General features: G+C 70.7%; 20 protein-coding genes and 1 tRNA gene. 12 read left to right on the forward strand and 9 right to left on the reverse strand.

What is annotated here, in order from left to right; genetic code table 11:
* Positions 1-152: 152 nt before the first annotated feature.
* Positions 153-1550, reverse strand: coding sequence for a gluconate:H+ symporter (locus ACFVXC_RS30545; protein WP_389911638.1), 1398 nt, complete (start codon positions 1548-1550; stop codon positions 153-155).
* Positions 1551-1650: 100 nt separating this feature from the next.
* On the reverse strand, positions 1651-2160 hold the full coding sequence (locus ACFVXC_RS30550) for a gluconokinase (RefSeq protein ID WP_389911640.1): 510 nt from the start codon (positions 2158-2160) through the stop codon (positions 1651-1653).
* Positions 2161-2332: 172 nt separating this feature from the next.
* Between ACFVXC_RS30550 and ACFVXC_RS30555 the strand changes: the two genes are divergently transcribed.
* Both ACFVXC_RS30555 and ACFVXC_RS30560 read left to right on the forward strand, forming a co-directional pair.
* Positions 2333-3034, forward strand: coding sequence for a FadR/GntR family transcriptional regulator (locus ACFVXC_RS30555; RefSeq protein ID WP_389911643.1), 702 nt, complete (start codon positions 2333-2335; stop codon positions 3032-3034).
* Positions 3035-3075: 41 nt separating this feature from the next.
* Complete coding sequence (locus ACFVXC_RS30560; protein WP_389911645.1) at positions 3076-3480, forward strand: YchJ family protein; 405 nt, start codon at positions 3076-3078, stop codon at positions 3478-3480.
* 70 nt (positions 3481-3550) lie between these two features.
* Here the strand turns inward: ACFVXC_RS30560 and ACFVXC_RS30565 are convergent, their stop codons facing one another.
* Positions 3551-4828, reverse strand: coding sequence for a lipase family protein (locus ACFVXC_RS30565; RefSeq protein WP_389911648.1), 1278 nt, complete (start codon positions 4826-4828; stop codon positions 3551-3553).
* A 424-nt stretch (positions 4829-5252) separates the two neighbouring features.
* Between ACFVXC_RS30565 and ACFVXC_RS30570 the strand changes: the two genes are divergently transcribed.
* The 3 genes from ACFVXC_RS30570 to ACFVXC_RS30580 all read left to right on the forward strand — a co-directional run bounded on the left by ACFVXC_RS30570 (position 5253) and on the right by ACFVXC_RS30580 (position 10751).
* Entirely contained in the window at positions 5253-8129 is a 2877-nt protein-coding gene (locus ACFVXC_RS30570; RefSeq protein WP_389911651.1) for a peroxidase family protein, read from the forward strand.
* On the forward strand, positions 8116-9585 hold the full coding sequence (locus ACFVXC_RS30575; protein WP_389911653.1) for a hypothetical protein: 1470 nt from the start codon (positions 8116-8118) through the stop codon (positions 9583-9585). The genes ACFVXC_RS30570 and ACFVXC_RS30575 overlap by 14 nt, the downstream gene beginning before the upstream one ends.
* A 260-nt stretch (positions 9586-9845) precedes the next feature.
* The gene (locus ACFVXC_RS30580; RefSeq protein ID WP_389911656.1) at positions 9846-10751 is read left to right on the forward strand and encodes a YhjD/YihY/BrkB family envelope integrity protein; all 906 of its coding nucleotides are present in this window, start codon (positions 9846-9848) and stop codon (positions 10749-10751) included.
* Between the two features lie 29 nt (positions 10752-10780).
* On the opposite strand, the gene ACFVXC_RS30585 is transcribed toward ACFVXC_RS30580, so the two are convergent.
* Together ACFVXC_RS30585 and ACFVXC_RS30590 are read right to left on the reverse strand one after the other, a co-directional pair.
* On the reverse strand, positions 10781-11521 hold the full coding sequence (locus ACFVXC_RS30585) for a methyltransferase domain-containing protein (protein WP_389911659.1): 741 nt from the start codon (positions 11519-11521) through the stop codon (positions 10781-10783).
* Between the two features lie 194 nt (positions 11522-11715).
* Positions 11716-11803 (reverse strand) — tRNA-Leu (locus ACFVXC_RS30590).
* A 193-nt stretch (positions 11804-11996) separates the two neighbouring features.
* Between ACFVXC_RS30590 and ACFVXC_RS30595 the strand changes: the two genes are divergently transcribed.
* The 3 genes from ACFVXC_RS30595 (at position 11997) to ACFVXC_RS30605 (ending at position 14747) form a co-directional block, all read left to right on the forward strand.
* A complete protein-coding gene (locus tag ACFVXC_RS30595; protein ID WP_389911661.1) occupies positions 11997-13349 on the forward strand; it encodes a M20/M25/M40 family metallo-hydrolase in 1353 nt (450 codons plus the stop codon).
* A gap of 195 nt (positions 13350-13544) precedes the next feature.
* Complete coding sequence (gene chpH / locus ACFVXC_RS30600; protein WP_389911664.1) at positions 13545-13778, forward strand: chaplin ChpH; 234 nt, start codon at positions 13545-13547, stop codon at positions 13776-13778.
* 141 nt (positions 13779-13919) lie between these two features.
* A complete protein-coding gene (locus ACFVXC_RS30605; RefSeq protein WP_389911667.1) occupies positions 13920-14747 on the forward strand; it encodes a chaplin family protein in 828 nt (275 codons plus the stop codon).
* Positions 14748-14832: 85 nt separating this feature from the next.
* On the opposite strand, the gene ACFVXC_RS30610 is transcribed toward ACFVXC_RS30605, so the two are convergent.
* Complete coding sequence (locus tag ACFVXC_RS30610) at positions 14833-15021, reverse strand: DUF5703 family protein (protein WP_055544534.1); 189 nt, start codon at positions 15019-15021, stop codon at positions 14833-14835.
* Between the two features lie 47 nt (positions 15022-15068).
* Between ACFVXC_RS30610 and ACFVXC_RS30615 the strand changes: the two genes are divergently transcribed.
* Positions 15069-15878: a hypothetical protein gene (locus ACFVXC_RS30615; RefSeq protein WP_389911670.1), complete on the forward strand. Its 810-nt coding sequence runs from the start codon at positions 15069-15071 to the stop codon at positions 15876-15878.
* Between the two features lie 97 nt (positions 15879-15975).
* On the opposite strand, the gene ACFVXC_RS30620 is transcribed toward ACFVXC_RS30615, so the two are convergent.
* Both ACFVXC_RS30620 and ACFVXC_RS30625 read right to left on the reverse strand, forming a co-directional pair.
* Positions 15976-18228, reverse strand: coding sequence for a helix-hairpin-helix domain-containing protein (locus ACFVXC_RS30620; protein ID WP_389911673.1), 2253 nt, complete (start codon positions 18226-18228; stop codon positions 15976-15978).
* A complete protein-coding gene (locus ACFVXC_RS30625) occupies positions 18225-19205 on the reverse strand; it encodes an aldo/keto reductase (protein ID WP_389911676.1) in 981 nt (326 codons plus the stop codon). The genes ACFVXC_RS30620 and ACFVXC_RS30625 overlap by 4 nt, the downstream gene beginning before the upstream one ends.
* 176 nt (positions 19206-19381) lie before the next feature.
* Between ACFVXC_RS30625 and ACFVXC_RS30630 the strand changes: the two genes are divergently transcribed.
* The gene (locus ACFVXC_RS30630; protein WP_389911679.1) at positions 19382-20431 is read left to right on the forward strand and encodes an LLM class F420-dependent oxidoreductase; all 1050 of its coding nucleotides are present in this window, start codon (positions 19382-19384) and stop codon (positions 20429-20431) included.
* A gap of 253 nt (positions 20432-20684) precedes the next feature.
* The gene (locus ACFVXC_RS30635) at positions 20685-21473 is read left to right on the forward strand and encodes a ferritin-like domain-containing protein (RefSeq protein ID WP_389911681.1); all 789 of its coding nucleotides are present in this window, start codon (positions 20685-20687) and stop codon (positions 21471-21473) included.
* A 48-nt stretch (positions 21474-21521) separates the two neighbouring features.
* On the opposite strand, the gene corA is transcribed toward ACFVXC_RS30635, so the two are convergent.
* A complete protein-coding gene (gene corA, locus ACFVXC_RS30640; RefSeq protein WP_389912079.1) occupies positions 21522-22520 on the reverse strand; it encodes a magnesium/cobalt transporter CorA in 999 nt (332 codons plus the stop codon).
* A gap of 62 nt (positions 22521-22582) precedes the next feature.
* Between corA and ACFVXC_RS30645 the strand changes: the two genes are divergently transcribed.
* Positions 22583-23269, forward strand: a complete 687-nt coding sequence (locus ACFVXC_RS30645; protein ID WP_389911684.1) for a histidine phosphatase family protein — start codon at positions 22583-22585, stop codon at positions 23267-23269.
* Positions 23270-23316: the final 47 nt, after the last annotated feature.

Raw genomic sequence — 23316 nt, forward strand, 5'->3', positions numbered from 1 at the left:
CTGCAACATCGGGGCTTCCCGAAACCTGGGGGCTCCGCCTCCTGCCCCCCGTACACGATCCCCTCGGACGCGGGAGGGGCTGGATCGTCCAGCCCGTCCGGCGTCCGAGGGCGAACTCGGCGAAGCCGGACGAGAACCCTGCTCCGACCCCGCTAAATCACGAGCGAAAGCAGCAGGACCAGCCCACCCGCGACCACGGAGATGATCGTCTCCATGACCGACCAGGTCTTGATCGTCTGCCCCACGTCAAGGCCGAAGTACTCCTTCACCAGCCAGAACCCGGCATCGTTCACATGCGAGAAGAAGAGCGACCCCGCACCGATCGCCAGCACGAGCAGTGCCGTGTGCGAGTCGGACATGTCCGCGGCCAGCGGCGCCACGAGACCGGCGGCCGAGATGGTCGCCACCGTCGCCGACCCCGTCGCGAGACGGATCACCACGGCGATCAGCCAAGCAAGGAGCAGCGCCGGAATCGACCAGTCCTTGGAGATCTCGAGGACCATCTGGCCGACACCCGAGTCGATGAGGGTCTGCTTGAAGCCGCCACCCGCACCCACGATCATCAGCACACCGGCGATCGGCGCGAGCGACTTCTCGACGGTGGTCGAAAGCTGGCCCTTGGTGAAGCCGGCCGCACGGCCGAGAGTGAACATGCCCACGAGCACCGCGGCGAGCAGCGCGATCAGCGGCGAACCGACGACGTCGAAGACCCGCTGGATGGTGTGGTCGGGGTTGTCGACGATGATGTCGACCAGGGCCTTGGCCAGCATCATCACGACGGGAAGCAGCACGGTCGCGACCGTCACGCCGAACCCGGGACGCTTCTGAAGGTCCTCCGAAGGCCGCTGCGGCATCATCTTCTCGGGGGCGGAGACATCCACCCACCGCGCCGCGTACTTCGAGAAGACGGGCCCGGCGATGATCACCGTAGGGATGGCGACGAGCACGCCGAGGGCGAGGGTGATGCCCAGGTTCGCGTCCACCGCGTCGATCGCGACCAGCGGACCGGGGTGCGGTGGGATGAGGCCGTGCATCACGGACAGACCGGCGAGTGCCGGGATGCCGATCCGCATCAGTGAGTAGTTGCCGCGCTTGGCGACCATCAGGACGACCGGGATCAGCAGCACGATGCCGACCTCGAAGAAGAGCGGAAGCCCGATCACCGAGGCGATCAGGACCATCGCCCACGGCATCGAACGCCCGCCCGCCTTGGCGAGGATCGTGTCGACGATCTGGTCGGCGCCGCCGGAGTCGGCGAGCAGCTTGCCGAGGATCGCGCCGAGAGCGATCAGCACACCCACGCCCGCGACCGTGTCGCCGAGGCCCTTGGTGAAGCTGGCGATCGCCTTGTCGAGCGGGGCGCCCGCGAAGGCGCCCAGGGCGAGCGACCCGATGGTCAGGGCCAGGAACGCGTGCAGCTTGAACTTCGTGATGAGCAGGACGATGACGGCGATGCCCGCGAGGACGGCGATACCCAGCTGGGCATGGCCAGCGTCGGTGATCGGCTCGACGGCGTCCGCTGCCAGCATCTCAACGCTGAGACTGGTCACGGTGTCTTTCCTTGTGCGTCAGGGGAGGGGGTGCGAGGGGAACGGGGGTGCGGGGGAACGGGAACTCGGGGGAACTCGGGGGGAAACGGGAACTACTGAACTACTCGCCGAGCGCGCCCAGCGCCTTGAAGGCACGCTCACTGATCTCTTCCGGACCGCCGGTGACGTCGACGGCGACGCCCGCCTCGTCCGCGCCGAGCGGCTGCAACGTGGCGAACTGCGAGTCGAGCAGGGCCGTCGGCATGAAGTGGCCCTCCCGGTGCGACATCCGGTCCTCGATGAGAGACCGGTCGCCGGTGAGGTGGACGAAGACGAGGCCGGGGGCCGCGGACCGAAGACGGTCGCGGTAGCTGCGCTTGAGCGCCGAGCTGCTGACCACACCGCCGAGCCCGGCCCTGCCGTGCGCCCAGGCGCCGATGGCGTCGAGCCAGGGCCAGCGGTCGTCGTCGGTCAGCGGGGTCCCGGCCGACATCTTGGCGATGTTCGCCGGGGGGTGGAAGTCGTCGCCCTCGGCGTAGGGAACGCCGAGCTGTGCCGCGAGCAGGGGACCGATCGTTGTCTTGCCGGTTCCTGCCACGCCCATCACTACGACGACGTGGGGGGTGCTCATCGCTGTCCTGCCTCGCTGTCTTCTTCGACATCGGTCCGAGAACGAGCCACGGGACGGGGGAGACCCGTGGCTCGTTCACGTCACTGAAACCTATTAGGTCTGACAAATTCAAGAGTCTGTGACACAAAAGTCTGACTTTTTGTTCCCCAAGGTCCCCGCATACCCTGACGTCATGACCGCACAGGCCCGTGGGCTGCACGCTCGCGTACTGGAAAGCCTCGGGCCCGCCATCACCGGAGGCGAGTACCCGCCGGGCAGTGTGTTGCGCACGGACGAGCTGGCCCAGCGCTTCGAGGTGTCACGCTCCGTCGTACGGGAAGCGGTGCGGGTCCTGGAGTCGATGCACCTCGTCGAGTCCCGGCGCCGGGTCGGTGTGACCGTACTGCCCACGGCGGAGTGGAATGTCTACGACCCGCAGGTCATCCGGTGGCGTCTCGCGGGCGCCGACCGGCCGCGCCAGCTGCGCTCCCTCACGGTCCTGCGTTCGGCGATCGAACCCTCCGCCGCGGGTCTCGCCGCCCGGCACGCCACTCCGGAGCAGTGCGCGGCCCTCACCGAGTGCGCCCTCGGCATGGTCGCCACCTCGCGGGGGCAGCAATTGGAGGGCTACCTCTTCCACGACATCAACTTCCACCGCATCGTCCTGAACGCGTCCGGCAACGAGATGTTCGCCCGCCTCGGTGACGTCGTCGCGGAGGTCCTCGCGGGCCGCACCCACCACCAGGTCATGTTCGAGGACCCGGACCCGGCGGCCGTCACCCTGCACGTCAGGCTCGCGGAGGCGGTGCGCGAGGGCGACGCGGCGCGTGCCGAGGAGCTGACGCGGGAGATCGCCGTGGGCGCCCTGCACGAGCTGGACATCCTCGCCCCGTAGCGGCTCCGGAGCACGTGCCCGCGTCGGGGACAATGGTCCGCATGTCCCGACGCGCCCCCCGTCCCCAGACCAGCTGCCCCTGCGGCCACCCCGAGCCGTACGAGAAGTGCTGCGGACGGCTGCACCGGGGCGAGGTCGTGGCCGCCGTGCCCGAGGAGCTGATGCGCTCCCGCTACTGCGCCTTCGCCGTCAAGGACGAGGCGTACCTCCTGCGCTCCTGGCATCCGCGCACCCGGCCCCCGCGCGTGGAGTTCGACCCGAATCTGCGCTGGGTCGGCCTGGAGATCCTGGACACGGCGGACGGCACCGCGTTCCACACCACCGGCACGGTCGAGTTCCGGGCCCGCTACACCGACGGGGGCCGCAAGGACGCCCTGCACGAGCGCAGCCGTTTCGAGCGGCTGGACGGGGCCTGGGTGTACGTCGACGGCGCCTTCATCGACTAGCGGGCCGGTGGGATGGCGCCGGTGGACCGGCGCCGGTGGACCGGTGGTCCGGCGCCAGTGGACCGGCGGACTAGAGGACGTCCCCGAACTCGCTCATGACCCCGGGCGGAGCCAGCGCGTTCACGTAGTGCCCAGGACCGTGGTCCTCGAAGGAGTACGTGAACGGGACGTTCCGCGTCAGCGCGAGCCGGGCCGCGAAGAACGCCAGGGGCGCCACCACGGCGAGCCCCGCGAGGCTGTCCATCTGCGGGTAGTGCGGCGCCGGGTCCCGCACCTCGACCCAGCCGGGCTGTCGGCCGGGCCCCCGCACCAGCCCCGCCACGGCCCACCCCATCGTCTTCACCCGGCTCCGCGCCGTGGCACGCAGCCGCCCCCCGAGCAGGTCGCCCGGCAGCGACAGCGCCTCGATCATCGCGTCGGCCACCAGAGTGAGGGCGCCGTCGACCACGCCCTGCTGCCGCCGATAGTGGAACTCGCGGCCGAAAGGGGCGTACGGCCCCACCGGACGCGGCGGCAGCGCCGGCACGACATCACGGTCGTAGATGTAGCGGATGAGCCGGTCGCGCAGCACGTGGACGCCCCGGTGGTCGCAGGCCCGGTGGCAGGCGGCGGCGAAGTCGGGCCCGCCGAGCATGGGCTGGCCGAAGGTGTAGACGGCCCTCAGCTTCTCCGCGACCGCGGCGTACCGAGGCTCGTGCATCAGGACGACGCCCATCAGCGCCGCCATCGCACCGCCGAGGCTGTGCCCGGTGATGTAGAGCGCCTCCATCCCCTCGCCCACCGTGCCCTGCTCGTCGGGGTCGACCGACTCGCCGCGCATCGCCCGCTCCAGGGCCTGCATGACCAGGTACCGCGAGGCCCGCATGTTGCGGTAGAACCCCGCGTGGACGTCGTACCGCTCGCCGTCGAGGTCCACGCGGAGCGTCTCGGGCCGTACGTCGGCGTCCGTGAGGATGCTGATGATGTCCTCGGGCTGGGTGCCGCGGTAGCAGAGGATCACCACCCGCCGGTCCTTGTCCTGCAGCAGGTACGCCGCCGAGGTGATGTAGAGCGCGTCCACCCGCTGCTCGAAGACCCGGCAGCGGTTCTCCTCCAGGCCGACCCTGGCCATGATCATGGCGAGCGTCTCCGGGTCGGCGGCCTGCGGGGAGCCCGCGTACGCGTAGGCCGCGCAGGTCGCCAGGGCGTGTGGGACGACGCCCTCCGGATCGGGTTGCGACGTGTTCGCCAACAGCCGCTCCACCAGGTCCGGATAGACCGGGAAGGCCCCTGCGGGGCCGGTTCCGGTGGCCTCCTTGTACGGGCGCAGATCGGTGAAGGACGGCGCCTTGGCGTGCTGGTCGCGCATGTCTTCCCCCCGGAACGTGCGGTGGCGGCAAGGGAGTTGCGAGCACACCACCGGGACTGACCCGCGGTCAACTCGCGCGCGCCCCGCCCGAGTCCGCCCGTCACGGTCCGGCCATCGGAGCGCTCCACTGGTGGGGCTGCTGTGGGAGGAGACCCCAGAGGGACGACCGGACGATCACCCGAGCCGCCCCACACGGCCACCCCGGCGCCCCGACGGGCCCAAACGCCTTTCACCTCCCGCCTGTCCGACGCCGAGGCCGCGCCCCGCACATCGGCGGGAACCCACGCTGCGGACGCCCCGCACCACCAGTAGCGTCCTAGGCCCTGTCGTCGGGTTCCCGCCTGCCCCGCACCGGGCGGAGGGCGCGAACCCGATGACAGGACCCTGCCCCGTCCCGTACGCCTGCGTGCGAAGGAAGCGCCTGATGGCCGACACCGGACAGTACGAGCAGACCTACGAGCGATACGCGGGCGGCAGCCCCGAGGCGGAGCACCGTCTCTTCGAGCGCCTGGCCGGCGAGATCATGAAGGTCCAGGACAAGAACCGGCGTGCCGCCGGCGCCGGTTCCCTCGCACGCACCCAGCACGCGAAACCCGCGCTCGCCGTGGAGAACGCCCGCCTCACCTTCCACGACGACCTGCCCGAGGCCCTGCGCACGGGATTCGCCCAGCCCGGCGCCGAGTACCAGGCGACCGTCCGGCTCTCCAACGCGAGCGGCACCCGGCAGCCCGACGCCGTGGCCGACCTGCGCGGCGTGGCCGTGCGCGTGACGGTGTCGGACGAGGAGAGCCACGACCTGCTCGCCACCAACTTCCCGGTGTCGCACGCCCGTGACGCCCGCGAGTTCGTCGCCTTCGCCAAGGCCATGGCGGGCGCCACCAATCCGGTGCGGAAGGCCTTCGGCCTGCTCGTGAAGCTCCCGCTCGCCGTCGGTCTGTCCACCGCGACCCGGATGCGGCGCAACATCCAAGCCGCCACCCGGCACACGGTCAACAGCCTCGCCAGGGAGACGTACTGGAGCCGCGGCGCCGTCCTCTGGGGTGAGGCGGGCCCGGTCCGCTACCTCCTGCGCCCCGTCGTGGGCAGCGCCCCCGAGCCGAAGCCCGAGCGCCGCGACCCGGGCTTCCTCCACCGCGACCTCGCACACCGCCTCGTCACGTCGGACGTCGCCTTCGAGCTGTGCGTCCAGCGGTACGTGGACGAGAAGCGCACGCCCGTCGAGGACGGCTCCGTGGAGTGGAAGGACATCATCACGCCCGCGGTGCCCGTCGGACGCCTCACCGTGCCACGCCAGGACCTGGCCACCGCCGATGCCATGGCGGCGGCCGGAAGGGTCGAGGAGCTGGCCTTCAACCCCTGGTACACGACCGATGACTTCCGCCCCCTGGGCAATCTCAACCGCGCACGCAAAGCCGCGTACGAAGCGAGCGCCGCCCACCGTCAGGGCCTGCGCTTCACCACGGCGGAGCCGCTGCGCAACACGGTGCTCGGCATCCCGGTCGGCCGGTTCTTCGCGGCGCTCAACCGCTATGTGCCGTGGTACAGGCTGCCGGTGGACGCGAGCCTGCTGAACCTGGTCTACCTGCGCAAGGTGCTCAGGCGCCGCAACCTCATCGACACCGACATCCCCGAGGCGCCGCCGAAGGCCGTCCCCGTGCCCGCGCCGGTCGACGAGCGGCTGCGCACGGCCCGGTCGTACGACGGGACGTACAACGACCTCTCCAAGCCCTCCATGGGAGCCGTGGGCGCGGCCTTCGGGCGCAACCTGAAACCCGACTACCGGCCCGATCTCTTCGACACCCCGAACCCGGTCACCGTCAGCCGTACCCTCCTGCAGCGCGAGACCTTCGTCCCTGCGACCTCGCTCAACATCCTGGCCGCCGCCTGGATCCAGTTCCAGGTCCACGACTGGGTCAACCACCGGCGCTACCCCGTCGGCGGCAAGGCCGTCGAGGTCCCGCTGCCGGGCGGCAGCACCTGGCACAACACCCCCGGCGGCCCCGCCGAGAACGTGATGCGCTTCGCCGAGAACGACGGCATCCACCTGCCAGGCAACCAGCCCCCGATCCTCTTCGCCAACACCGCCTCCCACTGGTGGGGCGGCTCCGAGGTGTACGGCGCGGACGAGCGGACCGCGAAGTTCCTGCGCGAGGCCGGCGGCAGCGCCGACCTGCGCCTGGAGGACGGCCACCTGCCCACCGGCCAGAACGGCATCCCGCTCACCGGCTTCAACGAGAGCTGGTGGCTCGGCCTCAGCGCGATGCACACGCTCTTCGCCCGCGAGCACAACGCGGTCTGCGCGGCGCTGCGCCATGAGTACCCCGCGATGAGCGAGGACAGCATCTACCACACGGCACGTCTGGTCGTCTCCGCACTCATCGCCAAGATTCACACGGTGGAGTGGACCCCGGCGATCCTCGCCACCGAGGCCATCGACCTCGGTCTGCACACCAACTGGGAGGGCCCGCCGAACAAGTGGCTGAGCAAGCTCGGCCTGTGGCTCCTCGAGGCCCACTCGCTGACCGGCATCCCCAAGACGCTGCCGGACCACCAGTCGGCGCCGTACTCCCTCACCGAGGACTTCGTCACCGTCTACCGGATGCACCCGCTGATCCCCGACGACTACGTGATGCGCGAGCACCACTTCGGTCAGCGCCTGGAGAACCTCGGCTTCCAGGACATCCAGGGCGGCGCGGCCGAGGCAGCCATCCGCAAGACGGGCCTCGCCGACACCCTCTACTCGTTCGGCATCGCCCACCCCGGCGCGATCACCCTCAACAACTACCCGCGCGCGCTCCAGCGCTTCGAGCGTGACGGAGAGATCATCGACCTGTCGGTCGTCGACCTCGTCCGCACCCGCAGGCGGGGCGTGCCGCGCTACAACGACTTCCGCGCGGGCCTGCACAAGCCGCGCATCAGCCGCTTCGAGGACCTGAGTCAGGACCCCGAGACCGTGGCGCGCCTCAAGGACGTCTACGACTCGGTCGACGAGATCGACACCGTGGTCGGCCTGTTCGCCGAGAACCCGCCGACCGGCTTCGGCTTCAGCGACACGGCCTTCCGCATCTTCATCCTGATGGCCACGCGGCGCCTGCAGAGCGACCGCTTCCTGACTGTCGACTACCGCCCCGAGATCTACACACCGCTCGGGATCGACTGGGTCGAGAAGGGCGGCATGAAGTCCGTGATCCAGCGGCACGCCCCGGACCTGGCGGGCCTGCTGCCGCGCGACGCGAGCGCGTTCGCGCCGTGGCGGCAGGTGCAGCCGATGCGGGACGGTGGCAGCGATGCGACCGGATGAGGGCGGGCCCGACAGCACGGGCGGTCCTGACAGCGCGGGCGGGCCCGACAGCGCGGGCGGGCCTGACAGCGGGAGCGGCCCCGGCAACAGGACGGACGGACACCACCCCGGCCTCGCCGACCTCCTCGTACGCCCCCTCCTGGAGACGGTCTGGCGCCGCCGCACCCACCGGGTGAGCCGCGGCGCCAACGTCCCTGCGGGATCCATGAGTTACGTCTCCAAGGACGCCCCGCAGCCGCTGACCGATCTGGAGGAAGCGGTCCTGATCGCCCTCACCGGCTGCACCGGGCTCACGATGCCGGACCGCCCCTTCGAGGACCCGCGCGACGGCAAGCCGATCATGGCGAAGCCGAACCTGACCATGGCGGGGCGTACGGCGGGAAGCCCCGACAACGCGCAGGGCACGCACTTCTTCCTGATCAACGACACCGGCACGTACTACCTGAGGAAGCTGCCCCCGGCGCCCGAAGAGCCCTTCGACGCCCCGACCCTGACCGCCCGCGCCCGGGAGGCGAAGGTCAAGGTCCTCGACCACCGTCTGGACGTGGCTCAGGGCCTGCGGGACTTCCCGGCCTACCTGGACTCGAACCGCTTCCTGTCCAACCTGCCGGGCACGACCGTCCTGTTCCCGGTGGTGGACCTGTCCCACCAGTACATCAACGCGCTGATGTACCTGCTCACGCAGCCGGATGGCGCACGGCCCACCCTGGTGGACGACCGGAACTTCTACCGTCCCGCGGGCGTGAAGAAGTGGATCAAAAACGGCTTCCTGAACGAGAAGGTGAAGCTGCCACTGGGGACCCTCGGACCGCTCCGCACCCAGATCGAGGCGGACCTGCTGCTCCAGAACGTGATGCTGGTGGCCGAGGCGATGGGCCTCGGCGCCTGGATCCATGCGTCCATCAACCCTCAAATCGCCCTGGGCGACCCGAAATTCACTCGCACCTACGGCAGGATGCTCGGCTTCACCTTCGTCACCCCGCGCTGGCGCCCGGCCGACGTGTGGCGCTGGCACATCCCGCTCCCCAAGTACGCGAACGTACGCTCGCACCCGGTGGGCCTGAAGGCGCCGGGCGGTGAGCAGCTGATCTCCGCCGCGTGTCCGCCCGCGTTCGCGACGATGTCCGACGCGGTGGACGGGGTGATCCGCGAGAAGTTCGGCCCCGCGGGCGTCTACAGCGACAAGGACGTCTTCAGCCGCATCTACCGGGAGGGCTACGGGCAGCGCTATCTGGCCGAGGCGAGCGAGTACGACGAGCGGGTGATCGACTGTGCCCGTGACATCTGCGAGTACATCCTCCAGACGCACCGCCGCTTCCCCGCGCACACGGACGCGATCCATGTCCCCGGAATCTGGCTCCAGGCCCACCACGTGGAGAGCGAGTACTACGACAAGTACTTCACCCAGGGTCTGACACCGGCGCATCGCCGCCACCAAGGTCTGTGGGACGGCTAGGGGCCCTTCTTCTCCGCCACCCGCGGGGTCGGTCTGCTGCACACATCACCGGACGAGCCGCGCGGGGGATCACACAGGTGAACGAGGCGGTGCCGCCACCCTGGGGCACCGGCACGCGAGGGGTGCGAACCCCTGATGGGGGTGTCCACTCTTCGATCGCGCCTTGGCGCGGGCGGCATCGCCACCTGAGTGCGGAACGTCATGCCCGTTCGGCGGTACTCCGGACTGGCTCCCCCGCGATTGCGGGTAGGCGATCCGACATGCCCCCAGCATCTGGTACGCCGAACCACGGCGGCTCCGCGCAGCACGAATCTCGCTTCCGGCGACTCCACCGCCGTCTCCTGGCGTCGGTTGTCGGGCTGGCCTGGAACCGTGGGCGCGAGATGGAGCTGATGCACCGCGCCATGGGCTTCGCGGCGCTCAGCTTCCTCACCCTCGTGCCTCTCCTCGTCGTCGTCGCCGCGGCCGACCTGGCGAGGGGAGAGGGCTTCGCCCGCTGGCTGGTGCAGGGGCTCGGGGTTTCCGAGGTGCCGGAGGCGGATGTCGAGCGGCTGTTCGGTGTGCCGGGGCGGGCGTTGCAGCGGACCACAGCGTTCGGTCTCGCCGCCCTTGCCGCGTTCGGCGTGACCTTCGGATCCGCCGTACAGACCGGCTACGAACGCGCCTGGGACCTGCCATCGGCACGTTGGCACACCATGTGGCGGCACGTCGTCTGGCTGGCCGTGCTGGTCTTGTTCCTGCTGCTCTTCGTCACCGCGCCCTCGCCCGAGGAGTCGTCCGCCGTCGAGACCGCCCTCGTCACCGCGGGCGACGCCATCGGCGTCTTCCTCTTCTTCTGGTGGTCGCAGCGCCTGCTCCTCTGTGGCCGGATCCGATGGCGTGCCCTGGCCCCCGGCGCCGCCGCGACCGCCTTGGGGCTGCTCGGGCTGCGGATCTTCTCGCAGTTCGTCTTCTCTCCGCTGATCGCGTCGAACGCGGTGACGTACGGTCCGTTCGGCACCGTGCTGATCCTGCAGTCCTGGCTGGTGGGGGTGGGCTTCGTCGTGTACGGCGGGGCACTGGTGGGGCGCCTCGTCCACGAGCAGCGGCTACGGCGCAGACTGACGGACGACGGCCCGGACGACCCGGACGGCCCGAACGGACGCCGGCCCGGACGGACGACTTGAGACAGCCACGCAGGTTTCCGTGCCGGGGCTCATGCCCGCCGGAACACGAGCAGTTCGGTCCGCCCGCCGCTGAGCGGCACGAAATGGCTGCCCAGTAACGACAGTCCACGTTGAGCCAGGCGGTCGAGGAGCCACGTGCGCGAGATCATGCCGTAGAGGGTCGCTCCACTGGCGACCCAGTTCTTCGTCGTCGCCGCGTCGAGGCAGTTCTCGTTCACCACGTCGAACGCGACGATCCCACCCGGGCGCACGACCCGGGCCATCTCGTCGAGATAGCCGACGGTCACGACCAGCGGTATGTAGACGAACACCTTGTGGGCGTGCGCGAGATCCACCGAACCGGTGGCAGTGGCGCTCAGCGTGTGCCCGTCGGCGGGCCGCACGACCACGTTCGGCAGCGACCTCAGGCGGGGCAGCCAGTCTCCCGCGGTCTCGTAGATCTCGTAGGCGTCCGGGTGCGTCGCCGCGGTCACCCTGGCCGCGTACCGGCCTGAGCCCGGGCCGATCTCGCACACGCGCTCCACGTGCTCACCGAGGTCCGCAAGGCGCAGCAGCGCGTCCACGGTCTCGGCGGTCGCACCCGCAGCGGCGCTGTAGCGGTCGATGTGGTCCTCGACGGACACCCCCGCCCGCCGTGCCGCCGCCAACGTCCTACGGGCGGACAGGAACGGCTGGATCGCCGGGTCGTCGCTGTGCCCACGGACCATCTGCACACCGAAGGGACGCAGCGCGCGGTTCACCCCGTCGCGAGCGGCACTCAGCACGGACATATTTCCCCCATCACCAGTTTCGTCAGATTTACCAGGCGCTGACAACGAAATCGGAGATCCGGGCCGTCCGTGAGTAGCAATCCCGCCCACTTCCGCGCGGGGGGTGGCGGCAGCAGCCGACTTGTGCTGTACATGCCGACAACGCAAAACGCCGGTCGGGATCTCTCCCGACCAGCGCATTTGTGGTCAATCGTTGGTGTCCGAGGGGGGACTTGAACCCCCACGCCCGTTAAAGGGCACTAGCACCTCAAGCTAGCGCGTCTGCCATTCCGCCACCCGGACCGGTGGTCTGTCGCGGTTTCCCGCGGCGACGTGGAAAACCATAGCAAACATTCGAGGGCCTCCGATCACCCGGGCGATCGCCCAGGTCATACCCGTGAACGGCGTATGACGGCGGGTGCCCGGCCTTGGGTGTCGAGGGGTCGGCGCGGGAGGATGAGGAGGACCACCAGGAGCGATAGCGGGAGGAACCATCGTGAGCGAGTCGAGCAGGGCCGACAGGGCGGGCGAGGCGGACCGGTCGCGGCCCGTCACCGGCGAGGACGAGGTCGTCGATCTCTGCCGCGATCTGATCCGCATGGATACGAGCAACTACGGCGACCACTCGGGCCCGGGCGAGCGCAAGGCGGCCGAGTACATCGCGGAGAAGCTCGCCGAGGTGGGGCTCGAACCGCAGATCTTCGAATCGCACCCCGGCCGGGCCTCCACGGTGGCCCGTATCGAGGGCGAGGACCGCTCCCGGCCCGCGCTGCTCATCCACGGCCACACCGACGTCGTACCGGCGAACGCCCAGGACTGGACGCACCACCCCTTCTCCGGGGAGATCGCGGACGGCTGTGTGTGGGGCCGCGGCGCCGTCGACATGAAGGACATGGACGCGATGACCCTCGCGGTCGTCCGTGAGCGCATGCGCACCGGCCGCAAGCCTCCGCGCGACATCGTGCTGTCCTTCATGGCCGATGAGGAGGCCGGCGGCACGTACGGCGCGCGCTACCTCGTCGACAATCACCCGGGGCTCTTCGAAGGCGTCACGGAGGCCATCAGCGAGGTCGGCGGCTTCTCCTTCCAGGTGAACGAGGACCTGCGCCTCTATCTCGTGGAGACGGCCCAGAAGGGCATGCACTGGATGAAGCTCACCGTGGACGGCACAGCCGGTCACGGTTCGATGATCCACAAGGACAACGCCATCACCGAACTGTCCGAGGCCGTGGGCCGGCTCGGGCGGCACAAGTTCCCGGTGCGGGTCACCAAGACGCTGCGGCACTTCCTGGACGAGCTCGGCGACGCGCTCGGCACCGAGCTCGACCCCGAGAACATGGACGAGACGCTCGCCAAGCTCGGCGGCATCGCCAAGCTCATCGGCGCCTCGCTGAAGAACACCGCCAACCCGACCCAGCTGGGCGCGGGCTACAAGGTCAACGTCATCCCGGGGCAGGCGACGGCCCACGTCGACGGCCGCTTCCTGCCGGGGTACGAGGAGGAGTTCCTCGCCGACCTGGACCGGCTCCTCGGCCCGAACGTCAAGCGCACGGACGTGCACGCGGACAAGGCCCTGGAGACCACCTTCGACGGGGCGCTCGTCGACGCCATGCAGACGGCGCTCCAGGCCGAGGACCCGATCGCCCGCGCCGTGCCGTACATGCTCTCCGCGGGCACCGACGCCAAGTCCTTCGACGACCTCGGCATCCGCGGCTTCGGCTTCGCGCCGCTGAAGCTGCCGCCGGAGCTGGACTTCGCGGGCATGTTCCACGGTGTGGACGAGCGGGTGCCGGTGGACGGCCTCAAGTTCGGTGTGCGCGTGCTCGACCGGTTCATCGACGCGTCCTGAGCGCCGGTTCACGCGCCCTTCGGCGATGGGTGCGCGGTGGAATTACGTGCTTAAGCGAAACTCCAATAATCGTCAGCACGTACGTACTTGACTGAAAAGAGTGAAAGGGACCATAGGCTCGTAGCCCCGTTGCCTCCTCCTCGTTACAGGTGGTGCGGTCCGCGGCTGGGATCGCATTGCCAACAAGGAGGAACAATGATCAAGAAGGTCGTCGCTGCTGCGGCTGCCACTGGTGGTCTCGTGCTCGCGTGTGCGGGTATCGCTGCTGCCGACGCCGGTGCCCAGGGTGCCGCCGTGAAGTCTCCCGGCGTGCTCTCGGGCAACGTCGTGCAGGCGCCGGTCCACGTGCCGGTGAACGTCTGCGGCAACACGGTCTCCGTGATCGGGCTGCTGAACCCCGCCTTCGGCAACACCTGCGTCAACAAGTGACGTTGTCGTGTCTCACCCCGTGAGGGGCTGAGTCCGTCGGCCCCGGAGTGCGTGTAATGCCACTCCGGGGCCTTCGGGCATTCCGCGCACGTGTCCCAAGGCACGTACGCATTCCTGAAGGTCATAAGACAGGGAAAACCTATGCGACAGGTCACTCGTAAAGGCCTGATCACGGTGGCGGCCGCGACGGGCGTACTCGCCGTCAGTGGTGGATACGCACACGCCGACTCGGGCGCCCGCGGGGGTGCGTCGGATTCTCCGGGCGTGCTCTCCGGCAACTCGATCCAGCTCCCGGTGCACGTGCCGGCGAACGTCTGCGGCAACACCGTCAACGTCGTCGGGGTGCTCAACCCCGCGGCGGGCAACAGCTGCGCCAACACCTCGCACGGGGGTGGCTCGCACAAGCCTTCGGGCGGCGGGTCCGCGGCACACGGGCACAGCAGCGACTCGCCGGGCGTCGGCTCGGGCAACGACGTTCAGCTGCCGGTCGACGTGCCGGTGAACGTCTGCGGCAACAGCGTCACCATCGGCGGTCTCGGCAACGCGACCACCGGCAACGACTGCGCGAACCACTCGGGCGACGTGCCCCCGGGAGAGCCGGGGAATCCGGGGGAGCCTGGCAACCCGGGAGAGCCCGGCAACCCTGGGGAGCCGGGGAATCCGGGAGAGCCCGGCAACCCGGGAGAGCCCGGTAACCCGGGAGAGCCTGGCAACCCGGGGGAGCCCGGCAACCCGGGAGAGCCGGGGAAGCCCGGCACGCCGGGTGAGAAGCCGTCGGACGACCGGGCGATTCCGAACCACCCGGGGTCGCCGAACCAGCCGGGAGCGCAGGCCATCGACATGCCGAAGGGCTCGGAATCGCTCGCTCAGACGGGCAGCGATCTGCCGATGGGCGTAGTGCTGCCGGTGGGCGCGGGCATGCTGCTCGCGGGGACGGTGCTGTACCGCAGGACGCGGTCGGCCGCATGATCAGGGGGCGCGTCGCCGCCTGATCCGGTGCATGGAACGGAGGGTGTCCCGCCTGGTCGGGCGCCCTCCGTTCCGCTGTCTCACTTCACCAGGTGGCCCGCAGCTGGCGGATGATCCGCCGCTTCAGCCGCACTCTGCGGCTGCCGTCCGAGTGCAGGCTCAGGCGGTCCAACTCCCAGTGTCCGTACTCGGCGTGGTCCGTCAGCAGGCGCGTTGCTTCCTTGCGGGTGACCCCGCGCGGCACATACACGTCGACAAATTCGTATTCCGGCATCGCATCTATTGTGCAAGTACGGGCCCGGTACGGATAGCGTCTGCACTATGTCTGATGCTGCGCAGCCCACCGCTGCCGAGGTACGCGCCGCCGCCGAGGCGGTCAAGACCGCGCTCGACCGTCACCTTGCCGCGGTCGAACGCAGGTCGGGAGAGGACGACCCGGCCGTCTACGAAGCGTTCAACGAGCTGGCCGCCGCGGCCGAGGAGTACGACGAGCTGCTCTACGACCGCTATGACGAGGTCACCCCCTTCGAGATCCCCGGCTCGGACAGCGGTGTGCTGCCGCCGTACCAGGGCCCGCAGGACGCGAACGCGCTCAGCGTGCTGATCCGCAGGGACTACGCGGTGGCGGAGCCGCAGCGGCTCCTCGCGCAGGCCCAGCGGGTCGCTGACCTCGACGCGGACACCGCGGGCGAGGGTCCCGCGGGCGCGGCGGCGGGCAGCAGCGTGCATGCCGCTCTCGGTGTGCTCTTCGGCGAGTTCGAACCGGACGAAATCGCCTCCCGGCACAAGGAATTCGGCCTGGAGGAGGGCGACTCCACGCTCTGGGTCACCGCGGCGGACGAGCCCGCGGAACCGGGGGAGTGGCTCGACGCCCCCTTCGACCAGGCCGACCCGCACCGGGTCGTGTGCCGCTTCGACGTCAGCGCGGTCTTCGACGACGAACCGGACGACGACGATGTCGACGGAGCCGATGCCGATGTCCGCGCCCGCGTCGATCCCGACGCCGTGGCGGTCCTCGATGAACTCGACGAGCTCGATGACGTCGATGACGTCGATGAGGCGGACGCGGTGGACTCGGTCGACGTCGTCGACGTCGACGACGACAGAAGCCCCCTGGACGCCGATCGCTGATCCCCCAGGCGCGCGGCACGGCCCTTACCGGCCCGTGCCGCGCGCCTGAGGGCGCCGGTGAACGTGGCGGCCACCCCGAGGCGCGGGACGGTTCGGCTCAGGACGTGGCGGGCACCTGCGGGCGCAGGAGGGTCTGGAGGCGCGTCGTGCGGGCCTTCGGGGGGATCTCCGCCACGGCGCGCGGCAGTGCCTGCTCCGCGCCCTGAACCACCGACAGGTGCCGCTCGCCACGGCTGAACGCGGTGTAGATCCAGGGCCTGCTCAGGGCCGCGGTCGCGTCGCCGGGCAGCACCACGACCGCCGCGGGCCAGCTCAGGCCCACGGCCTGGTGCGCGGTGAGCGCCCACGCGTGCCGCACCGTCTGCTCCACCTGCTCCTTCGGTACGACGACGGGGGCGCCGTCACACTCCAGGTGCAGCCCCTCCGCGTCGGCCCGCAGAACCCGGCCGAGGGTCGTGCGCCCGGGCGCCGGGACATGGGCGACACGGTCGCCGGGGTCGAAGCCGCCGAACCGGCCGGGGCCGGGGTTCAGCCGCTCCTTGAGCGCGGTGTTCAACGCGCGCGTGCCCGCGGCGCCGCCGTGCCCTGGGGTGATGACCTGGGTGTCCTCCGTGGGCACCCCGATCGCCCTGGGCACCGAGTCCGCCACGAGCTGCACCGTGCGGTGCACCGCCTCGCCCGCGTCGCGCACGGGGACGATCACGACTTCCTTGCCCGGCGCCTCGACCTGGTTCAGCTCGCCGATGCCGATCCCGGAGACCAACTCCCCGATGGGGCCGGGGTCCGGGACGCGCGAGACGATCTGCGGGCAGCAGCGCGCCGCGAGGAGATCGGCGAAGACCCGCCCCGGGCCCGCCGACCACAGCACCGCCGGGTCGCCGCTCAGCACCAGACGGGCGCCGTCCGGCAGGGACTCCACAAGGATCGCGGCGGTCTCCACGTCCAGTTGCGGTGCGTCGAGGACCACCAGGAGGTCGAGGTCGAGCGCTCCGTCCCTGTCGCGTCCGGGGCCCTCCGCTCCGGAGAGCAGCCCCGCCACGGTCGCGGCGCCCGCCTCGTCCGCGCCCGTGAGCCCGGCGACGCGTCCCCGCCCCGCGGAGCTGTGCGTGGCCGCCCACGCCCGCAGGCCCAGGCCCGCCGCGGCTGCCACAAGCGCGGCGGGCTCGGCGCGCGCCGCCTCGCCGCCGGTGTGCAGGACGAGTCCGTGTCCTGCCACCGCGCGGATCAGCTCGGCGGTGGAACCGGACGCCTCGCCCGCGGCGGACTCCCAGCCGTCGGCCCGCGGGCCCGAGCCCTCCTCCTTGGAGAGGGAGTTGATCACCCGGGCGATCCCGTCGGCGAGGCTCTCCTCGGCGAGGGCGTACTGCTCGAGGCCGACAAGGACGCGGACCGGCTGTTCGGTCTCCTCACCTTCCTCGTCGTCCTCCTGCCGCACGGGAGCCGCAGCTCCCGGTGTCTCGACGGCGTCCTGGAAGACCAGGATGTCGCCCTCCGCGATGGCGCTCTGCACCGCCGCGTCCGGATCGGGCACGGCACGCTGTCCGAGCGCCGCGGTGAGCGCCGCCGCGTCCAGAGCCGTGTGCCCCGCGACGGCCGCCTGCTCGAGGAGCCAGGCGGTGATCGCGCGCCCCCTGCGCTCGTCGTCGGGGCCGCACTCCGCGCCGAGCAGGGCCCGTGCGAACCCGTCGGCCTGTTCCGTGCGCACGCCGGCGACCCGCAGCAACTGCCAGGGGTCGTCCCGCAGCAGGGCGTCGGCGCCCTCGCCGAGCGCCACCGCCGTCCGCTCGGCGATGGCGGCCGGGGCTCCTCCGTCGGCGAGCACGGCACGGACCGCGTCCACGGCTTCGTCGCCCGGTCCCGAGGCGGCCGGTGCGACGGGCCGCGGTCGCCGCACGGGCTCGGGCGCGGCCCTGCGTGGTGCGGCCTCGGGCTCACGGAAGGCACTGGCGGCCGGCTGGTCACCGCTCTCCACGGCGCGCACGGCGGCAAGGAGGTCGGCGGCCGTGCCGCTGAGCTTGGCCCCCGCGTCGACAGGACCCTGCTTGGCGGCCTTCCGCTCGGCGATCCGCTCCTGCAGTTCGCGCTGGGCGGCGATCTCGGCCTCGGTCTCCGAGAGCTCCTTGCTCTCGGCGGCGTCCTCGGTGACAGCGTCTTCGGCGGTGGCGTCTTCGGTGGCGGCAGCGCTTTCGGCGGCGGCGTCAGAACCGGTGGAGCCGTCGGTGGCGGCTTCGGCGTCGGCCGCGTCCACGGCGGCCCGGGGTGCGGCGGCCTCCGGCGCCCGTGCCCCGGTCTCCTGTGCGGCAGCGGCCTCCGCTTCCTGCGCGGCAGCGGTTTCCGGCTCCGTACTCACAGCGTGCTCCAGTCGTGATCGGGGTAGCGGTGCACGGGCGCCGACACGTCGTCGAGCGCCTGGCAGATCTCGTCAGGAAGACTAAGGGTCTCCACTGACAATGCGGCCGTGAGCTGCTGCGCGTTGCGCGCGCCGACAATCGGCGCGGTCACTCCGGGGCGGTCGCGCACCCAGGCGAGGGCGACTTGCAGCGGCGTGGCCGCGAGGCCGTCCGCAGCCGTGGCGACCGCGTCGACGATGCGGCTCGCGGCCTCGTCGAGGTAGGGCGCGACGAACGGCGCCAGATGCTCGCAGGCGCCGCGCGAGTCGGCCGGGGTGGAGTGGCGGTACTTCCCGGTGAGCACGCCGCGACCGAGCGGCGACGAGGGCAGCAGGCCCACTTCCAGGTCCATCGCCGCGGGCAGCAGCTCGCGCTCGACTCCACGCTGCAGCAGGGAGTACTCCATCTGCGCACCGGCCAGGCGCGTCCGGGTCCCCGGGGCCGCGAGCTGCCACGTCGCCGCCTTGGCGAGCTGCCAGCCGGAGAAGTTCGAGATGCCCGCGTAGCGCGCCCGGCCGCTGCTGACGGCGATGTCCAGGGCCTGGAGCGTCTCGTCGAGGGGCGTGCACGGGTCGAAGGCGTGCAGCTGCCACAGATCCACGTAATCCGTCCCCAGCCGGGCCAGGGACTCGTCGAGCGCGGTCAGGAGGTGGCCCCGCGAGCCGTCGAAGCGGCGGTCGGGGTCGGGCACGCTGCCCGCCTTGGTCGCGATGACCAGGTCACGCCGTGGCACGAGCCGCTCTATGAGTCGGCCGAGCAGATACTCCGCCTCCCCGTCCCCGTACACATCGGCCGTGTCGACGAGGCTGCCGCCCGCTTCCCAGAACACCTTCAGCAGGTCGGCGGCGTCGCTCTCCTGGGTGTGCCCCCACGTGAGGGTGCCGAGTCCGATCCGGGACACGCGAAGGCCGGTGCGGCCGAGATGCCTCTGCTCCATGGGCGCTGAGATTACTGGGCGTGCTCCGGCGGCGTGAGGGGCTGTGGACAAACTTGTGTCCTGTTGAACGACTGGGCCGGCTCCGTCACCCGCCCCGCCCGCCGCTGACGGCGTGCGGGGCCACGCGCTACAGTCCCCGGCACAGGGACGTTACTGCTCAGTAAGGGGATTCGGCCATGCAGCTCGGGATCAACCTCGGCTACTGGGGCGCGGGGATGGACCAGGACAACCTCGCCGTCGCCAAGGAGGCCGACAAGCTCGGCTACGCGGTCTGCTGGGCCGCCGAGGCCTACGGCTCGGACGCCGCGACGGTGCTGTCCTGGGTGGCCGCGCAGACCGAACGCATCGACATCGGTTCCGCGATCTTCCAGATCCCGGCCCGGCAGCCCGCGATGACCGCCATGACGGCCGCCACGCTCGACTCGCTCTCCGGCGGACGCTTCCGCCTGGGCCTGGGCGTCTCGGGGCCGCAGGTTTCCGAGGGCTGGTACGGCGTCAAGTTCGACAAGCCGCTCGCCCGCACCCGCGAGTACGTCGAGATCGTCCGCAAGGCGATGACGCGCGAGCGCCTCAGCTACGAGGGCGAGCACTGGACGCTCCCGCTGCCGGGCGGCCCGGGCAAGCCCATCAAGCTCACCGTCCACCCGCAGCGCGAGCACATCCCGCTGTACGTCGCCGCGATCGGCCCCAAGAACCTGGAGCAGACCGGCGAGATCGCCGACGGCGCCCTGCTGATCTTCCCCTCGGCCGAGCACCTGGAGGACACCGCGATCCGTCATCTGCGCGCGGGGCGCGAGAAGGCGGGCAAGACGATGGAGGGCTTCGACGTCGTTCCGACGGTGCCGCTCGCGGTGGGCGACGACGTCAGCGGCCTCGCGGACATGTTCCGCCCGTACACCGCCCTCTACGTGGGCGGCATGGGCAGCCGCAAGCAGAACTTCTACAACCAGCTCGCCCAGCGCATGGGGTACGAGAAGGAAGCGGCCGAGATCCAGGACAAGTACCTGTCCGGCGACAAGGAGGGCGCGGCGGCCGCTGTGCCGCACGAGCTGATCGACTCGACCACGCTGCTCGGCTCCGTGGACCGCATCGCCGACCGGATGCGGGCCTACGCGGCTGCCGGGGTCACCACGCTCACACTGGCGCCGGCCGGCTTCACGCTCGATGAACGGATCACGGCCCTGCGTGCGGGTACGCAGGCGCTGGAGCGCGCCGGGCTGGCGTAACCGTACTGGCGCGACCGTAAGAGAGGCTCTGCGGCCGTGGTGGGGGCTCGGGGGTCTTCCCCGCCACGGCCGTCACGGAGCACAACGCGCCGCGGGGCCTCTCGGTTACGGCCGCGTCCGCGGTCGGCTGTCCTTCGTTTGGCGGAGCCGTACCTGACACCTGTTGCCACACTCGCGCCACCGCATTTGACTTGCTCTTTGCGGAGATCGCGCAGAGGACATCGAGGACGTCGAGGACATGGAGGTGCCAGTGATGCTTTCGGCCAGGGGTGTCTTCGAGGAGATCCTCGACGACGACGAGTCGTTCCGGCTCTTCTGTTCCATCGCGGCAAGCGGGGAGTCGCAGGGTGGCTGGGAGAACGGGCGCATCGCGGCGCTTCTCCCCGAGAGCCAGCGAGCCCTCACTCCCAAAGCCGCCCGGCACGGCGCCGACGAGGACAAGCACGGGCGGATCTTCGGCGCCCTTCTCAAGAAGCGTGGTCTCGAGCCCGTCCCGATCCCGCCCGGGACCGACTACACCATGCTGCTCGAACGGCAGGGCATCGGCCTGGCGCACGAGAAGCTGCGCCGCGAGGAGCCGCTGAGCGAGCAGGACGTCGTCGTCTACCTCTCGCACAGCCGCGTCACCGAACAGCGCGCCGCCGACCAGATGAACATGCTGGTCACGTACTTCGGCGACCACCCCGAGGTCGGCAAGGCCCTCAGGATGATCTGCCACGACGAGGACAACCACCTCGCCTACTGCCACGAGGAGTTGCTCCGCCTGGCCGCCGCGGGACACGGGCGGACGATCCTGGACTCCCTGCACGAGTGCGCCCGTGCCGAGGCGCGCGTGTACCGCGACGTCAGCCTCGCCGTGATGGGCCACATGGGGCGCATCCTGGGCTGGCCGAAGCCCAAGTCCGCGGCGCTCGCCTCGGGCGTCCACGCCCTCTACGCGTACGAACGATTCGGCGGCTGGCGGCGGATGGTGTCCCTGAAGATGCCCCGGCGGCGCGACGCCCTCGGCGGGCCCGCCGTCCCGGCGCCCGGATTCGCCTGAGCGGGCACCTGGCACCTGGCACCGGGGCCCCAGGCACCGCGCCGAGCGCTAGAGCCAGCCGCGGCGCTTGAACTGCCGGTAGAGGAAGAACTCGAGCGCGACCATCAGCAGGATCACGGCCGGGTAGGACCACAGCCAGTGCAGCTCGGGCATGTGGTCGAAGTTCATGCCGTAGACCCCCGCGATCATCGTGGGGACCGCGGCCATGGCGGCCCACGCCGAGATCTTCCGCATGTCGTCGTTCTGCCGCACGCTCATCTGGGCCAGATGAGCGGAGAGGATGTCGGACACCAGGCGGTCGAGGCTGTCCACCCAGTCGTTCACGCGCGTCAGGTGGTCGCTGACGTCCCGGAAGAAGGGCTGTGCGGCGCCTTTGACGAAGGGCACATCGGGCGAGAAAGGGCCCGCTCCGGAGAGGCGCATCATGGGCATCGCCAACGGTCCCGTGGCCCGGCGGAACTCCACGATCTGGCGCTTGAACCGGTAGATCCGGGACGCCGTGTTGCGGCTGCCCCCGCTCTCGGGCGAGAAGACCTCCGCCTCCAGCTCCTCCAGGTCGGTCTGCAGCTCGCCCGCGACGTCCAGATAGTGGTCGACCGTGGCGTCGGCGACCGCGTACAGGACGGAGGTCGGGCCGTGCCTGAGCATGTCGGGCTCCGCCTCCAGACGATGGCGTACGACACCGAGGGGCGAGCCCTCGCCGTGCCGGACCGTCACCACGAAGGCGTCGCCGACGAAGACCATGACCTCGCCCGACGAGACGGCGTCGCTGTCCGCCTCGTACATGACGGGTTTCAGGACCACGAAGAGCGAGTCGTCGAACACTTCGAGCTTGGGCCGCTGATGCGCCTTCAAGGCGTCCTCCACCGCCAGCGGATGCAGCCCGAACTCCCTGCTGACCTCGTTGAACTCCTCCTCGGTGGGCTCGTAGAGGCCCACCCAGACGAACGCGTCCCCCGCGCCGCGCGCCTCGTCGAGGGCGTCCGAGAAGTCCGCCTCGCACTCGGTGCGGCGCCCTTCCCGGTACATCGCGCAGTCCACGATCACGGAGCGCATTCTTCCGAACCTCAGCGTGAGGCGCACCTCGTCGTCGGCTTAGGCTGGCCCGCATGCCCACGCTGATCCTCGTCCGGCACGGACGATCCACCGCCAACACCGCGGGTCTGCTCGCCGGGTGGACCCCCGGCGTGGCCCTGGACGAGCGCGGCGCCGCACAGGCCGCGGCGCTCCCCGGACGCCTCGCGGACCTGCCGCTCGCCGAAGTCGTCACGAGCCCGCTCCAGCGCTGCCAGGAGACCGTTGCACCGCTGCTCGCCGCCCGCCCGGACCTCACGGCGCACACCGAGGACCGCATCGGGGAGTGCGACTACGGAGACTGGTCGGGCCGCAAGCTGGCCGAGCTGTCCGACGAACCGCTGATGGAGGTCGTACAGCAGCATCCGTCGGCGGCCGCCTTCCCGGGCGGCGAGTCCATGCGGGCCATGCAGACGCGGGCGGCCGAGGCGGTACGCGAGTGGAACGCCCGCGTGGAGCGCGAGCACGGCGCTGACGCCGTGTACCTGATGTGCTCGCACGGCGACATCATCAAGTCCCTCGTAGCGGACGCCATCGGACTGCACCTGGATCTCTTCCAGCGCGTCTCCGTGGAGCCCTGCTCCGTCACCGCGATCCGTTTCACGCGCCTGCGGCCCTTCCTCGTACGCCTGGGGGACACCGGCGACTTCGGGTCGCTCGCGCCCCGCGTGGAGCTGCCCGGCAGCGACGCGGCGGTGGGTGGCGATGCGGGAGCACCGTGATCGTCGCCCGCAGTAGGGTGCATTCGTCGCGCCGAACAGGCGCAAAT

It is taken from the genome of Streptomyces sp. NPDC058257 (assembly GCF_042881845.1).
Taxonomy (GTDB): domain Bacteria; phylum Actinomycetota; class Actinomycetes; order Streptomycetales; family Streptomycetaceae; genus Streptomyces.